Origin of the sequence: Pseudomonas sp. 18-147 (assembly GCF_051048045.1) — a bacterium.
GTDB lineage: Bacteria > Pseudomonadota > Gammaproteobacteria > Pseudomonadales > Pseudomonadaceae > Pseudomonas > Pseudomonas aeruginosa.
Genome location: NZ_CP182296.1, coordinates 1,073,262 through 1,086,551, shown reverse-complemented (window position 1 = coordinate 1,086,551; position 13,290 = coordinate 1,073,262). Strand labels below are relative to the sequence as shown.

At 68.8% G+C, this 13,290-nt stretch carries 11 protein-coding genes; 6 read left to right on the top strand and 5 right to left on the bottom strand.

What is annotated here, in order from left to right:
• The 4 genes from ACM0M4_RS05175 to eatR all read right to left on the bottom strand — a co-directional run bounded on the left by ACM0M4_RS05175 (position 1) and on the right by eatR (position 4,360).
• On the bottom strand, positions 1-249 hold the full coding sequence (locus tag ACM0M4_RS05175) for a YceK/YidQ family lipoprotein (RefSeq protein ID WP_044265406.1): 249 nt from the start codon (positions 247-249) through the stop codon (positions 1-3).
• 28 nt (positions 250-277) lie between these two features.
• Positions 278-907, bottom strand: coding sequence for a flavin prenyltransferase UbiX (gene ubiX / locus ACM0M4_RS05170; protein ID WP_003093227.1), 630 nt, complete (start codon positions 905-907; stop codon positions 278-280).
• 8 nt (positions 908-915) lie between these two features.
• Positions 916-2,271 carry a UDP-N-acetylmuramate:L-alanyl-gamma-D-glutamyl-meso-diaminopimelate ligase gene (gene mpl / locus ACM0M4_RS05165; RefSeq protein WP_003124067.1) on the bottom strand — a complete coding sequence of 452 codons (1,356 nt, stop codon included), beginning with the start codon at positions 2,269-2,271 and terminating at the stop codon, positions 916-918.
• A gap of 157 nt (positions 2,272-2,428) precedes the next feature.
• A complete protein-coding gene (gene eatR / locus ACM0M4_RS05160) occupies positions 2,429-4,360 on the bottom strand; it encodes a sigma-54-dependent transcriptional regulator EatR (protein ID WP_003119186.1) in 1,932 nt (643 codons plus the stop codon).
• Positions 4,361-4,698: 338 nt separating this feature from the next.
• Here eatR and exaC point away from each other — a divergent pair, with 338 nt between their 5' ends.
• From exaC to ACM0M4_RS05130, 6 genes are all read left to right on the top strand, one after another.
• Complete coding sequence (gene exaC, locus ACM0M4_RS05155) at positions 4,699-6,219, top strand: acetaldehyde dehydrogenase ExaC (RefSeq protein ID WP_003118247.1); 1,521 nt, start codon at positions 4,699-4,701, stop codon at positions 6,217-6,219.
• Between the two features lie 209 nt (positions 6,220-6,428).
• Positions 6,429-7,877 (top strand): ethanolamine permease, encoded by a 1,449-nt coding sequence (eat, locus tag ACM0M4_RS05150; protein WP_003093230.1) that lies wholly within the window; start codon positions 6,429-6,431, stop codon positions 7,875-7,877.
• A gap of 58 nt (positions 7,878-7,935) precedes the next feature.
• Complete coding sequence (locus tag ACM0M4_RS05145) at positions 7,936-9,330, top strand: ethanolamine ammonia-lyase subunit EutB (RefSeq protein WP_003093232.1); 1,395 nt, start codon at positions 7,936-7,938, stop codon at positions 9,328-9,330.
• Positions 9,331-9,340: 10 nt separating this feature from the next.
• Complete coding sequence (eutC, locus tag ACM0M4_RS05140; protein WP_003114907.1) at positions 9,341-10,162, top strand: ethanolamine ammonia-lyase subunit EutC; 822 nt, start codon at positions 9,341-9,343, stop codon at positions 10,160-10,162.
• A 162-nt stretch (positions 10,163-10,324) separates the two neighbouring features.
• Positions 10,325-10,786, top strand: a complete 462-nt coding sequence (locus ACM0M4_RS05135) for a GNAT family N-acetyltransferase (RefSeq protein ID WP_003093235.1) — start codon at positions 10,325-10,327, stop codon at positions 10,784-10,786.
• A gap of 49 nt (positions 10,787-10,835) precedes the next feature.
• Positions 10,836-11,729 (top strand): substrate-binding periplasmic protein, encoded by an 894-nt coding sequence (locus ACM0M4_RS05130; RefSeq protein WP_003102782.1) that lies wholly within the window; start codon positions 10,836-10,838, stop codon positions 11,727-11,729.
• Here ACM0M4_RS05130 and ACM0M4_RS05125 read toward each other — a convergent pair.
• Complete coding sequence (locus ACM0M4_RS05125; RefSeq protein WP_034052820.1) at positions 11,622-13,205, bottom strand: protein kinase; 1,584 nt, start codon at positions 13,203-13,205, stop codon at positions 11,622-11,624. The genes ACM0M4_RS05130 and ACM0M4_RS05125 overlap by 108 nt on opposite strands.
• Positions 13,206-13,290: the final 85 nt, after the last annotated feature.

Sequence of the window (13,290 nt, the reverse complement as noted above, 5' to 3'; positions counted from 1 at the left end):
CTACATGCCGCCGCTGACGCCGAGGTTGAGGCCGATGGCGGTGGCCAGCGAGAACGGCAGCAACAGGGTGTCCAGCAGCGCGCTGCCCGGCAGGTCGAGCCCCGGATGGGCCGGCGCCTCCGCGCCGAAGCGTTCCATCGGGCAGCAGCCGCCGTGCAGGCTGTACCAATCCAGCCGGGTGCCGGCGTAGACCACCGGCGCCCCTGGCTTGGCCGCATCCAGGGTGCGCACGGTGGCGCAACCGCTCATCTGCACCGCCAGGACCAGCAGCAGCACCCTACTCGTCGCTGACAAGGTGCTGTTCCCCCCAGCGCGGCAGCATATCCTGGGGAATCCCCAGGGTGTTGAGGATTCGCGCGACGACGAAGTCCACCAGGTCCTCCACCGATTGCGGCTGGTGGTAGAAGCCCGGCGCCGCCGGCAGGATCACCGCGCCGAGGTTGGACAGCTTGAGCATGTTTTCCAGGTGGATACTGGAGAACGGCGCCTCGCGCGGCACCAGCACCAGCGGCCGGCGCTCCTTCAGGGCGACATCGGCGGCGCGCTCGATGAGGTTGTTGCAGGCCCCCGTGGCGACCGCCGACAGGGTGCCGGTGGAACACGGGCAGATCACCATGGCATTGGGCGCGCTGGAGCCGGAGGCCGGCGGCGCCATCCAGTCGTTCTGGCCGAACACGCGGATCTGTCCGGCGGCGGCACCGCAATATTCGGTGAGGAAGGCCTGCATCGCCTGCGGCTTGGCCGGCAAGGCCACGTCGGTCTCGGTGGCCATCACCAGTTGCGCGGCCTTGGAGATCAGGAAGTGCACCTCGCGCTCTTCCTGCACCAGGCAATCGAGCAAGCGCAGGCCGTACTGGGCGCCGGAGGCGCCGGTCATCGCCAGGGTAATGCGTTCCGGACCGCTCATCGCGCCCCTCACTCGGCCAGCGCCGCGGCCAGCTTGCCGTGCAAGCCGCCGAAGCCGCCGTTGCTCATGATCACCACTTGCGCGCCGGGCCTGGCCTGCTGGCGCACCTGCTCGATGATCGCCTCCAGGGTATCGCAGACCTGCGACGGTATCGCGCATTGCGCGGCGGTGGCGGCCAGGTCCCAGCCCAGGTTCGGCGGCGCGTACCAGAGCACCTGGTCGGCCTGGCGCACGCTGTCCGGCAGGCCGTCGCGATGAGCGCCGAGCTTCATCGAGTTGGAACGCGGCTCGACGATGGCGATCACCTGGGTATCCGCGCCAACCTGCTTGCGCAGGCCGTCGAGGGTGGTGGCGATGGCGGTCGGATGGTGGGCGAAGTCGTCGTAGAGGGTCACGCCCCGGACCTCCGCGACCTTCTCCATGCGCCGCTTGACGTTGCGGAACTCGCTGAGCGCCGCCGCGCCCTGGCTGGGCACCACACCGACATGGCGCGCCGCCGCCAGGCTGGCGAGGGCGTTGGCGACGTTGTGCAGGCCGGTCAGCGGCCAGTCCACCTCGCCCTGGACGATGCCGTCGAACAGCACCTCGAAGCGCGAGCCGTCCTCGGCGAGCAGGCGCGCCTGCCACTGGCCGCCTTCGCCGGTGGTCTGCACCGGGGTCCAGCAGCCCATCCCGAGTACGCGCTCCAGGGCTTTCTCGGCGCTCGGGCGAATGATCAGGCCCTCGCCCGGCACGGTGCGCACCAGATGGTGGAACTGCCGCTCGATGGCCGCGAGGTCGGGGAAGATGTCCGCGTGGTCGAATTCCAGGTTGTTCAGGATCGCCGTGCGCGGGCGGTAATGGACGAACTTCGAGCGCTTGTCGAAGAAGGCGCTGTCGTACTCGTCGGCCTCGACCACGAAGAACGGCGTACCGCCCAGGCGCGCCGAAACCCCGAAGTTCTGCGGCACCCCGCCGATCAGGAAGCCCGGGCTCATGCCGGCGTGCTCCAGAACCCAGGCGAGCATGCTGGTGGTGGTGGTCTTGCCGTGGGTACCGGCCACCGCCAGCACCCAGCGTCCTTGCAGCACGTGGTCGGCCAGCCACTGCGGGCCGGAAACGTAGGGCAGGCCCTTGTTCAGGACATGCTCCACCGCCGGATTGCCGCGCGACAGGGCGTTGCCGATCACTACCAGGTCCGGCGCCGGCTCCAGGTGGGCCGGATCGTAGCCCTGCATCAACTCGATGCCCTGGGCTTGCAGCTGGGTGCTCATGGGGGGGTAGACGTTGGCGTCGGAACCGGTCACCCGGTGGCCCAGTTCCTTGGCCAGCACGGCCAGCGAGCCCATGAAGGTCCCGCAGATGCCGAGTACGTGGATGTGCATGCAGACTCCTGCAGATCAAGCCGTCGAAGGCGCTGTGAATGGGCGGCAGATTAGCACAGCGGAGGCGCCGGCCGCCCGACGTCGCGGCATCAGACGACGCGGCGTCGGCGGGGTTCCCGCCGGCCTCGCGGCGGCCCGCCTGGAGCCGTCCCGCCCGTCAGGCCTGGCCGCGCACCAGGCCGTGCCGGCGCAGCTTGCGATACAGGGTGTTGCGGCTGATCCCCAGTTGCTCGGCCACCCGGCTCACGTGCCAGCGCTGGCCGTCCAGCGCCGCCAGCAACGCGGCTCGCTCGGCGTCGTCCAGGCTGTTGCCCGCGGCCGGGGCGGGCGCCGCTGCGGCGGGCGGCAGCGCCGCCAGGGCCTGGCGGATATCCGCGGGCAGGTCGCGCAGGCCGACCCGGCCGTCCTCGCAGAGTGCCACCAGGGTCCGCAGCACCGTGCGCATCTGCCGGACGTTGCCCGGCCAGCGGTAGGCCAGCAGGCCCTGGCGAACCTCGCCGTCGAGCTGGATGCGCTGGCCCCTGGCCTCCTCGGCCAGCAGGTAGTCCAGCAGCTCCTCGCGGTCGCTGCGCTCGCGCAGCGGCGGCAGGCTCACGACCATGCCATTGAGGCGGTAGTAGAGATCCTCGCGGAAGCGTCCATCGGCAACCAGCCCGGCCAGGTCGCGGTGGGTAGCGCTGATCAGGCGCACGTCGACATCCTCCGGCTCGCCGCCCAGCGGTACTACCCGGCGCTCTTCCAGCACCCGCAGCAGGCGGGTCTGCAAGGCCAGCGGCATGTCGCCGATCTCGTCGAGGAACAGGGTGCCGCCGTCGGCCTGCTGCAACTTGCCGCGCATGCCCTCCTTGCGCGCGCCGGTGAAGCTGCCGCCGCGATAACCGAACAGTTCGCTCTCGATCAGGGTTTCCGGGATCGCCGCGCAGTTCAGCGCGACGAACGCCTGTTCCGCGCGCGGGCCGGCCAGGTGCACGGCCTTGGCGAAGGCCTCCTTGCCGGAACCGGTCTCGCCGTTGAGCAGCAGCGGCACGTCGCGCGCGTAGACCTTCAGCGCCCGGCGGAAATCGGCGGCCAGCTCGGCGTCGCCCAGGCACAGGCCGGGCGCGGCAGGCGCCGGCTTCGCTGCCGTGGGCACCGCCAGGGCCTGGGGTATCGCCCGCGGCGCGCCGCGCAGCATGGCGTACAGGGTCCGTCCCTCGCGGGTGCGCAGCGGCCAGCTGGCGCTGGGTTGCGGCGAGGCGCGACCGAGCAGGTCGTCGAGACGGCAATCGAAGAAGGTCTCCACCGGCTGGCCGAGCAGGCGCTGGCGCGGACAACCGAGCAGGTTCAGCGCGCTCTGGTTCACCGCGCGGATCCGCCCGTCTTCCTCGAAGGCCAGCAGTCCTTCGCTGAACAGGCCGACATAGTCGCCCTGGACATGGAAGCGCAGCAGCCAGGAGCCCTCGAAGCGACGGAGGAAATAGCAGCCCTCGATGATCTTCGCCGACAGGTTGACCAGCGCCATGGTGTGGAACTGGCTCTGCCGCGAGACTTCCTGGCGCGCCGAAGACACGTCGAGCACCGCCATCAGCTCGCCCTGCGGATCGAACACCGGGCTCGCCGAGCAGGTCAGGCCGGTATGGCGGCTACGGAAGTGCTCTTCCTGCTGGATGGTCAGGGCCTGCCGCTCGACCACGCAGGTGCCGATGCCGTTGGTGCCTTCGCAGGGCTCGCTCCAGTCGGCACCGAGCCAGAGGCCGGCGTGTTCGAAGGTCTGGCGCTGGGCGTCGGCGTTGACGCAATTGAGGATCACCCCGCGGGCATCGGTGAGCAGTACCGCGTGGTCGTTGCCGGAAAGCTGCTGGTAGAGGCTGTGCATCTCGCCATCGGCGATCTCCAGCACCTGTTGCAGGCGCTCGCGACGTTCGAGCATGCGCGCGTGCTCCAGCACCATCGGCGCCATCGGCTGGCCGGGATCGAGATGGTGCTGTTCCAGGCAGCGCAGCCAGGAGCGGGCGATGGACGGATCGGTCGCAGGGCCGCCCGGCGGGATCTTGCCCTGGGCGACGGTCAGCACTTGCCGCGCGTGGCGGCTCATGGAACTGGCAGGCATTGTTATGGTTCTCCGCGAGGGACGGGCCGTCTCTTGCCTGGGCGCGGTGGATCGGTCCGCGACTCTCCGGACGGCTATCGGTGCAGCATCCAACAGGCCGGGGCGCAATGCAACGACGGACTGACCGATGAGTCATGCGCTGCGCCGAAAACGGTACAGAGTGTCACTCACGAGCGTCCCGCCCGCGTGACAGGGAGCGTTCGCAAGCTCCCCTGCGAAACCTCCAGGACGCTCTACTCCGGGCCTTTCGCCACTCTGGCCCGGCCCTTGCTCCAGGCTTACGACAAGCGCGACAGCGCGTCCTCCCCTAATAAGCACAAGAGCCAGGAGATACCATCATGCGTTACGCCCATCCCGGTAGCGAAGGCGCCATCGTTTCCTTCAAGGCCCGCTACGGCAACTACATCGGCGGCGAGTTCGTGCCTCCGGTCAAGGGCCAGTACTTCACCAACACCTCGCCGGTGAACGGCCAGCCGATCGCCGAGTTCCCCCGTTCCACCGCCGAGGACATCGACAAGGCCCTCGACGCCGCCCACGCCGCCGCCGACGCCTGGGGCCGCACCTCGGTGCAGGAGCGCTCGAACATCCTGCTGAAGATCGCCGACCGCATCGAGCAGAACCTGGAACTGCTCGCCGTCACCGAGACCTGGGACAACGGCAAGGCCGTGCGCGAGACCCTCAACGCCGACATCCCCCTGGCCGCCGACCACTTCCGCTACTTCGCCGGCTGCATCCGCGCCCAGGAAGGCTCCGCTGCCGAGATCAACGACAGCACCGTGGCCTACCACATCCATGAGCCGCTGGGCGTGGTCGGGCAGATCATCCCGTGGAACTTCCCGCTGCTGATGGCCGCCTGGAAGCTGGCCCCGGCGCTGGCCGCCGGCAACTGCGTGGTGCTCAAGCCGGCCGAGCAGACCCCGCTGGGCATCTGCGTGCTGCTGGAACTCATCGGCGACCTGCTGCCGCCGGGCGTGCTCAACGTCGTCCAGGGCTTCGGCAGGGAGGCCGGCGAGGCCCTGGCCACCAGCAAGCGCATCGCCAAGATCGCCTTCACCGGTTCCACCCCGGTCGGCTCGCACATCCTCAAGTGCGCGGCGGAGAACATCATTCCCTCCACCGTCGAGCTGGGCGGCAAGAGCCCGAACATCTATTTCGAAGACATCATGCAGGCCGAGCCGGCGTTCATCGAGAAGGCCGCCGAGGGCCTGGTGCTGGCCTTCTTCAACCAGGGCGAGGTGTGCACCTGCCCGTCCCGCGCGCTGGTCCAAGAGTCGATCTACCCGGCGTTCATGGAGGAGGTGCTGAAAAAGGTCAGGGCGATCAAGCGCGGCGACCCGCTGGACACCGAGACCATGGTCGGCGCCCAGGCTTCCCAGCAGCAGTACGAGAAGATCCTCTCCTACCTCGACATCGCCCAGCAGGAAGGCGCCGAGCTGCTCGCCGGCGGCAGCGTCGAGAAGCTCGAAGGCAACCTGGCCAGCGGCTACTACATCCAGCCGACCCTGCTCAAGGGGCACAACGGCATGCGCGTGTTCCAGGAGGAAATCTTCGGCCCGGTGGTCGGCGTCACCACCTTCAAGGACGAAGCCGAGGCCCTGGCCATCGCCAACGACACCGAGTACGGCCTCGGCGCCGGCCTCTGGACCCGCGACATCAACCGCGCCTACCGCATGGGCCGCGGGATCAAGGCCGGTCGCGTGTGGACCAACTGCTACCACCTGTACCCGGCCCACGCCGCGTTCGGCGGCTACAAGAAGTCCGGCGTCGGTCGCGAGACGCACAAGATGATGCTCGACCACTACCAGCAGACCAAGAACCTGCTGGTGAGCTACGACATCAACCCGCTGGGCTTCTTCTAGTAGGACCCCGGACCGGCCGCGACCGCTCTTTCCCGGAGCGGTCGCGCCGGCTCGTGAAACACGCCGCCGAGGCTGACGGCGGCGCCCCTTCCACCTCCTCGCCAGGCCGATTGCAGAGCGGCTGGCATAGCTATTGCCTGCGTTCACCACGTACAGCACACCACCGGGAAAACCGGGGTCGATAACAACAAGATTGAGGTGAAAAACCCATGTCCCTCGAACAAACCGGCCATGCGCCCGCAACTTCCGGGGTCGACTTCGAAAGCGTCGACGCCGACTACTTCCAACACCGTCAACTGAAGAAAGGCGCCGCCGGCTGGGTCCTGCTGGTCGGGCTCGGCGTCGCCTACGTGATCTCCGGCGACTACGCCGGCTGGAACTTCGGCCTGGCCCAGGGCGGCTGGGGCGGGATGTTCCTCGCCACCCTGCTGATGGCCACCATGTACCTGTGCATGTGCTTCTCGCTCGCCGAGCTGTCTTCGATGATCCCTACCGCCGGCGGCGGCTACGGCTTCGCCCGCAGCGCCTTCGGGCCCTGGGGCGGCTTCCTCACCGGCACCGCGATCCTCATCGAATACGCCATCGCCCCGGCGGCCATCGCCTGCTTCATCGGCGCCTACTGCGAGTCGCTGTTCGGCGTCGGCGGCTGGCTGATCTACCTGGTGTTCTACATCGTATTTATCGGCATCCACATCCTCGGCGCCGGCGAGGCGCTGAAGCTGATGTTCGTCATCACCGCGGTGGCGGCCATCGCCCTCGGCGTGTTCATTGTCGCGATGGTTCCGCACTTCGACTCGGCCAACCTGTTCAACATCCCGCAGACCGCGGCGACCGGCGCCAGCAGCTTCCTGCCGTTCGGCTATGTGGGGGTCTGGGCGGCGATCCCCTACGCGATCTGGTTCTTCCTCGCCGTCGAAGGCGTGCCGCTGGCCGCCGAGGAAACCAAGAACCCCAAGCGCGACCTGCCGCGCGGACTGATCGGCGCCATGTTGGTGCTTCTCGCCTTCGCCGCACTGATTCTGGTCGTCGGTCCCGGGGCCGCCGGAGCCAAGGAGCTGATGGGCTCGGGCAATCCCCTGGTGGAAGCGCTGGAGTCGGCCTACAAGGGTTCGACCTGGATGAGCCAGTTCGTCAACCTGGTCGGCCTGGCCGGGCTGATCGCCAGCTTCTTCTCGATCATCTATGCCTACTCGCGGCAGATCTTCGCCCTCTCCCGCGCCGGCTACCTGCCGCGCAGCCTCTCGCTGACCAACCGCAAGAAGGCGCCGGTACTGGCCCTGGTGGTGCCGGGGGTGATCGGCTTCGGCCTGTCGCTGACCGGCCAGGGCGACCTGCTGATCCTGGTCGCGGTGTTCGGCGCGACCATCTCCTACGTGCTGATGATGGCCGCGCACATCACCCTGCGCATCCGCCGCCCGGACATGCAGCGCCCCTACCGCACCCCTGGCGGCATCCTCACCTCCGGCGTAGCCCTGGCGCTGGCCTGCGTCGCGGTGGTCGCCGGCTTCCTGGTCGACCCGCGGGTCGTGGTCGGCGCGGTGGCGATCTACGCTGTACTGATCGGCTACTTCGCCCTGTACAGTCGGCATCACCTGGTGTCCGGCACCCCGGAAGAAGAGTTCGCCGCGATCCAGGCGGCGGAACAGGACCTGCGCTGAGAGCGACAACGACAAAGCCCGGCCCGCCGCATGGCGAGGCCGGGCACTGGAGACACACATGGCACGTTTCACCCATAGCGTCGGCGGCGAAACCTACCGCTTCGACAGCCTCAAGGACGTGATGGCCAAGGCCAGCCCCGCGCGCTCCGGCGATTTCCTCGCCGGCGTCGCGGCGAGCAACGACGGCGAGCGGGTCGCCGCGCAGATGGCCCTGGCCGACATCCCGCTCAAACACTTCCTCGACGAGGCGCTGATTCCCTACGAGGACGACGAGGTCACCCGCCTGATCATCGACACCCACCAGCGCGACGCCTTCGCCCCGGTGTCCCATCTCACCGTCGGCGGCTTCCGCGACTGGCTGCTCGGCGACGCCGCCGACGAGGCCAGCCTGCGCGCCCTGGCTCCGGGCCTGACGCCGGAAATGGCAGCGGCGGTATCGAAGATCATGCGTGTCCAGGACCTGGTCCTGGTGGCGCAGAAGATCCGCGTGGTCACCCGCTTCCGCAACACCCTCGGCCTTCGCGGCCGGCTCTCCACCCGCCTGCAACCGAACCACCCGACCGACGACCCGGCCGGAATCGCCGCGAGCATCCTCGACGGCCTGCTGTTCGGCAATGGCGACGCGATGCTCGGGATCAATCCTGCCACCGACAGCATGGCCTCGATCTGCGCCCTGCTGGAGATGCTCGACGCGATCATCCAGCGCTACGAGATTCCCACCCAGGCCTGCGTGCTGACCCACGTCACCAGCTCCATCGAGGCGATCAACCGCGGCGTGCCGCTGGACCTGGTGTTCCAGTCGATCGCCGGCACCGAGGCGGCCAATGCCAGCTTCGGCATCAGCCTGAAGATCCTCCAGGAAGGCTACGAGGCCGGGCTCAGCCAGAAGCGCGGCACCCTAGGCAACAACCTGATGTACTTCGAGACCGGCCAGGGCAGCGCGCTCTCGGCCAACGCCCACCACGGCGTCGACCAGCAGACCTGCGAGACCCGCGCCTATGCGGTGGCTCGTCACTTCAAGCCGTTCCTGGTGAACACCGTGGTCGGCTTCATCGGTCCCGAGTACCTGTACAACGGCAAGCAGATCATCCGCGCCGGCCTGGAAGACCACTTCTGCGGCAAGCTGCTCGGCGTGCCGATGGGTTGCGACATCTGCTACACCAACCATGCCGAGGCCGACCAGGACGACATGGACATGCTCCTGACCCTGCTGGGCGTCGCCGGGATCAACTTCATCATGGGCATTCCCGGCTCCGACGACGTGATGCTCAACTACCAGACCACCTCCTTCCACGACGCCCTCTATGCGCGCCAGACGCTGGGCCTGAAGCCGGCGCCGGAATTCGAGGACTGGTTGCAGCGGATGGGAATCTTCACCCAGGCCGACGGGCGCATCCGCTTCGGTGACGAGTTACCGCCGGCGTTCCGCCAGGCCCTGGCGCAACTGGCCTGAGGAGATGCCGATGAACGACAAGCACCTGCCCGACGCCAGCGCCGAGAACCCCTGGCTGCCGCTGCGCCAGCTGACCCCCGCGCGGATCGCCCTGGGCCGCACCGGCACCAGCCTGCCGACCCGCCCGCAACTGGACTTCCAGTACGCCCACGCCCAGGCGCGCGACGCCGTGCACCTGCCCTTCGACCATGCGGCCATCAGCGACGGCCTGCGCCAGCGCGGCCGCGACAGCCTGCTGCTGCACAGCGCCGCCGCCGACCGCCACGTCTACCTGCAACGCCCGGACCTCGGCCGGCGCCTCGACGAGGCCTCGGTGCAACGCCTGCGCGAACACGCCGCCGGCTACGACGGGCAGATCGACCTGGCCATCGTGGTCGCCGACGGCCTCTCCGCGCTGGCCGTGCAGCGTCACACCCTGCCCTTCCTCGAACGCCTGGAGGAACAGGCGCTGGCCGAAGGCTGGTCGCTGTCGCCGGTGGTCCTGGTGGAACAGGGACGGGTGGCGGTGGCCGACGAGATCGGTGAATTGCTGCGGGCGAAGATGAGCGTGATCCTGATCGGCGAGCGTCCCGGCCTCAGCTCGCCGGACAGCCTCGGCCTGTACTTCACCTGGGCCCCGCGGGTCGGCCTCACCGACGCCTATCGCAACTGCATCTCCAACGTCCGCCTGGAAGGCCTCAGCTACGGCATGGCCGCGCACCGCCTGCTCTACCTGATGCGCGAGGCCTGCCGGCGGCAGCTTTCCGGGGTCAACCTGAAGGACGAGGCGGAGGTCCAGGCGCTGGACGGCGAGGCTCCGCGCACCGGCAACTTCCTCCTGGCGAGGGACTGAGCCTCCCGGCCGAAGGATGGGCCGGCGCGCGTCGCCCCTCCTTCGGCCGATTCAAACGTTCGCTTGGATTGCGCTTTCCAGGGAGATTGGGCAGCATCGAAGCGTTGCTGGCATGCAGCCTGCATCGTCCCGGCAGCCCCTTCCCGCAATGCGAGGCCCGTCATGCGAATCGTGCAAGCCACCCTCGAACACCTCGACCTGCTGGCGCCGCTGTTCGTCAAGTACCGCGAATTCTACGGCATGCTCTCCTACCCCGAGTCCTCGCGGAAATTCCTCGAGAAACGCCTGCGCCGCAAGGAGTCGGTGATCTACCTGGCGCTGGCCGACGAAGAAGACCGGCTGCTCGGTTTCTGCCAGCTCTATCCGAGCTTCTCCTCGCTGTCGCTCAAGCGCGTCTGGATCCTCAACGACATCTACGTCGCCGAGGAGGCGCGCCGGCAACTGGTCGCCGACCACCTGCTGCAACACGCCAAGCAGATGGCCCGGGAAACCCATGCGGTGCGCATGCGTGTCTCCACCAGCGTCGACAACGAGGTAGCGCAGAAAGTCTACGAGTCGATCGGCTTCCGCGAAGACCAGGAGTTCAAGAACTACACCCTGCCGATCAGCGACGAACTAAGCTGAAGACAAAGGCACGGCACCTCCCAACCGATCGCTCAGAGCAGAGGCATCCATGGGTTCGCGCACCTGGCACTGGCCCGGCGTCCTGCTCGGCCTGCTCCTCGCCACGGCCGGCGCGCAGGCCGACACCCTGCGCGTGGCGACCCTCGACTGGGCGCCCTACGTCGGCCCCGACCTGCCGGGCAAGGGCCTCGCCAGCCGCATCCTCGACGAAGCCCTGGCCCTCGACGGGCACCGCGCCGAACTGGTGTTCCTGCCCTGGCAACGTGCCCTGAAAGAAGCCGCCGAGGGGCGCTTCGACGCTCTCATGCCGGCCTACCTGTCGCCCGAGCGGCGCGAACTGTTCCACGCCACCATCCCCCTGCTCGACTCGCAACTGGGCTTCTTCCGCCAGCGCGAGCGCCTGCTGCCGGTCAATCCCGCGCATCTGGAAAGCCTGCGTCCGTACCGCATCGGCGTGGTCCGCGGCTACGTCAACCGGGAGGATTTCGACGCCGACCGCAGCCTGACCAAGGACGCGGTGACCAACGACTGGCAGAACCTCGAGAAGCTCCTGCGCGGGCGTATCGACCTGGCCGTGGTCGATCGCTACACCGGCTACCACCTGCTGGCGCGCAACGTGCCGGCGCTGAAGGATCGCCTGGTGTTCATCGAACCGCCGCTGGAGGTCAAGCCGCTCTATGTACTGGTGCCGAAAAGACACGCCCGCGGCGCCGCCCTTGCCGCCAGCCTCGACCGCAACCTGCGCCTGATGCGTCGCAGCGGCCGGCTGGAACAACTGATCGCCGAAGCGCACCTCGAACGCAGCGGGCAGACCCGCACGCTGGCCGTCGATCCGTTAACCGGCCAGGCCGACCAGCAGCGCAGCCCCGGCCAGGAGCAGGACCAGGGCCAGCACGCCCCGTTGCAACCGGCGTGGCGCGAAGACCCGCTGGGGATGCGCTAGCGGCTTCTGCAAGGCCAGCCAGAATTCCGACAACGCTTCGAAGCGCGCCTCCGGACGCGGCGCCAGGGCCCGCGCCAATACCCCATCCCAGCCGACCGGCAGGTCCGCCTGACGCTCGCCCAGGGGCTCGTAGCGGCATCCGCCGTCGCTCTCCGGGCAGGCGATCGACGGCCAGCGACCACAGAGCAGCCAATAGAACAGCGCCGCCAGGGCGAACTGGTCGGCCCGGCCATCGAGCGCCTCGCCGCGACGCAACTCCGGCGCCAGCGGCACGCTGTCCGCAGGCAGCGCCTGGCGCGCCACCCCCGGCAGGATCGCCGCCGCCTCGGGGAGGAACAGCAGGCGCCCGCCCTCGTCCAGCAGGATCTGCCGCGGCGCCAGCCACAAGCCCTGTACGCCGCGCCGCTGCAAGGCGCGAACCGCATCGATAAGTTGCTCCAGGAGGACCAGCGCGCATTGCGGTTCCAGCGGCAGGTGCGCTGGCGCCCAATCCAACAGGCTGCGCATCGGCCAGCGCGGCGGAGCGAACAACTGGAAGGCATGACGACGCAACCGGGGCGACGACAATACTCGCGGCAGGCTCTCCGCACGGCAGCGCCGCAATGCCCATTCGCGCTGCCAGAACGCTTCGTCGGCATCGACCGCCGCGAGCAGCAGCAACGCCTCGCATCCTTGCTCGTCGCAGGCGCGGAATAGCCGCCCGGGCGGGCCGAACGCGCAAGCTGCCTGCAAGGTCCAGCCATCCACGCAGTCGCCGGGGCACGCCGCGCCCAGCGCTGGCCAGCCGGTATGCCGTGGCGCCGCCGGGGCGCGCTCGAGCGCCCCCGGCAAGACCAGCGCCACCGCCCCCGGCGCATGCAGCAACGGCTGCAGCACGCCCTCCAGGCGCCCCGTGGCCAGCCCCGCACAACGCTCTCCGAGGGCGCGCAGGTCGGCCACTTCGAGCAGCGGCTGGGGCGCCAGCAACAAGGGCTCGCCGGCCACCTGGGTCAGGTTGTGCTGGACCAGCGCCAGCTCCGCGCTGCTACCCAGCGGCTGGCCGCTCCCTCCCAGGCGCTGCAGGCTGCCCTGGCGATAACGCAGCAGGCCGACGGCGCCGCACTGGAGAAAGTGCACGCCTCCGGCATGGACCAGCAGCAACCCCGCCGCCAGCTCGAGCACGCCCGGCTCGCCTTCGCGGCGCCGGCGATAGAGCTGCATGTTCAGCGAAGCCAGGACCTGCCGCGCCGCCTGCGCTTCCGGCCAACCCTCGGGGGTACAGGCGTAGTCGGCGAACAGGGCGTCGAGATGGCCTTCGATGGCCTGCACCACGTTGGCGCAACCGCGTCCCCAGAGCAGCGCCAGGAGAAACGCCGGAGCCCGTCCGGGGCGAGGCGCGAGCCATTCGGCGCGAACCCGCGCGGCCTGCCCCGGGAGGTCGCGCCCGGCGCCCAGGGCGAGACTGAGCGGTGGCTGGGCAAAAGGCTGGAGTGTCATCGCACGCCCTTCCCTGCTAGAAATTTCTCCTGTTCTTGCAGACTTTATGCCGACCAATTTCGGAAAAATTACCGAAACATCCTGC

What these genes read in the sequence shown, in the direction of transcription:
- exaC (WP_003118247.1), top strand. Translation starts at nt 4,699, where the DNA reads ATGCGTTACGCCCATCCCGGTAGCGAAGGCGCCATCGTTTCCTTCAAG.
- eatR (WP_003119186.1), bottom strand. Translation starts at nt 4,360, where the DNA reads ATGCCTGCCAGTTCCATGAGCCGCCACGCGCGGCAAGTGCTGACCGTC.
- ACM0M4_RS05175 (WP_044265406.1), bottom strand. Translation starts at nt 249, where the DNA reads ATGAGCGGTTGCGCCACCGTGCGCACCCTGGATGCGGCCAAGCCAGGG.
- ubiX (WP_003093227.1), bottom strand. Translation starts at nt 907, where the DNA reads ATGAGCGGTCCGGAACGCATTACCCTGGCGATGACCGGCGCCTCCGGC.
- ACM0M4_RS05130 (WP_003102782.1), top strand. Translation starts at nt 10,836, where the DNA reads ATGGGTTCGCGCACCTGGCACTGGCCCGGCGTCCTGCTCGGCCTGCTC.
- eutC (WP_003114907.1), top strand. Translation starts at nt 9,341, where the DNA reads ATGAACGACAAGCACCTGCCCGACGCCAGCGCCGAGAACCCCTGGCTG.
- ACM0M4_RS05145 (WP_003093232.1), top strand. Translation starts at nt 7,936, where the DNA reads ATGGCACGTTTCACCCATAGCGTCGGCGGCGAAACCTACCGCTTCGAC.
- ACM0M4_RS05125 (WP_034052820.1), bottom strand. Translation starts at nt 13,205, where the DNA reads ATGACACTCCAGCCTTTTGCCCAGCCACCGCTCAGTCTCGCCCTGGGC.
- eat (WP_003093230.1), top strand. Translation starts at nt 6,429, where the DNA reads ATGTCCCTCGAACAAACCGGCCATGCGCCCGCAACTTCCGGGGTCGAC.
- ACM0M4_RS05135 (WP_003093235.1), top strand. Translation starts at nt 10,325, where the DNA reads ATGCGAATCGTGCAAGCCACCCTCGAACACCTCGACCTGCTGGCGCCG.
- mpl (WP_003124067.1), bottom strand. Translation starts at nt 2,271, where the DNA reads ATGCACATCCACGTACTCGGCATCTGCGGGACCTTCATGGGCTCGCTG.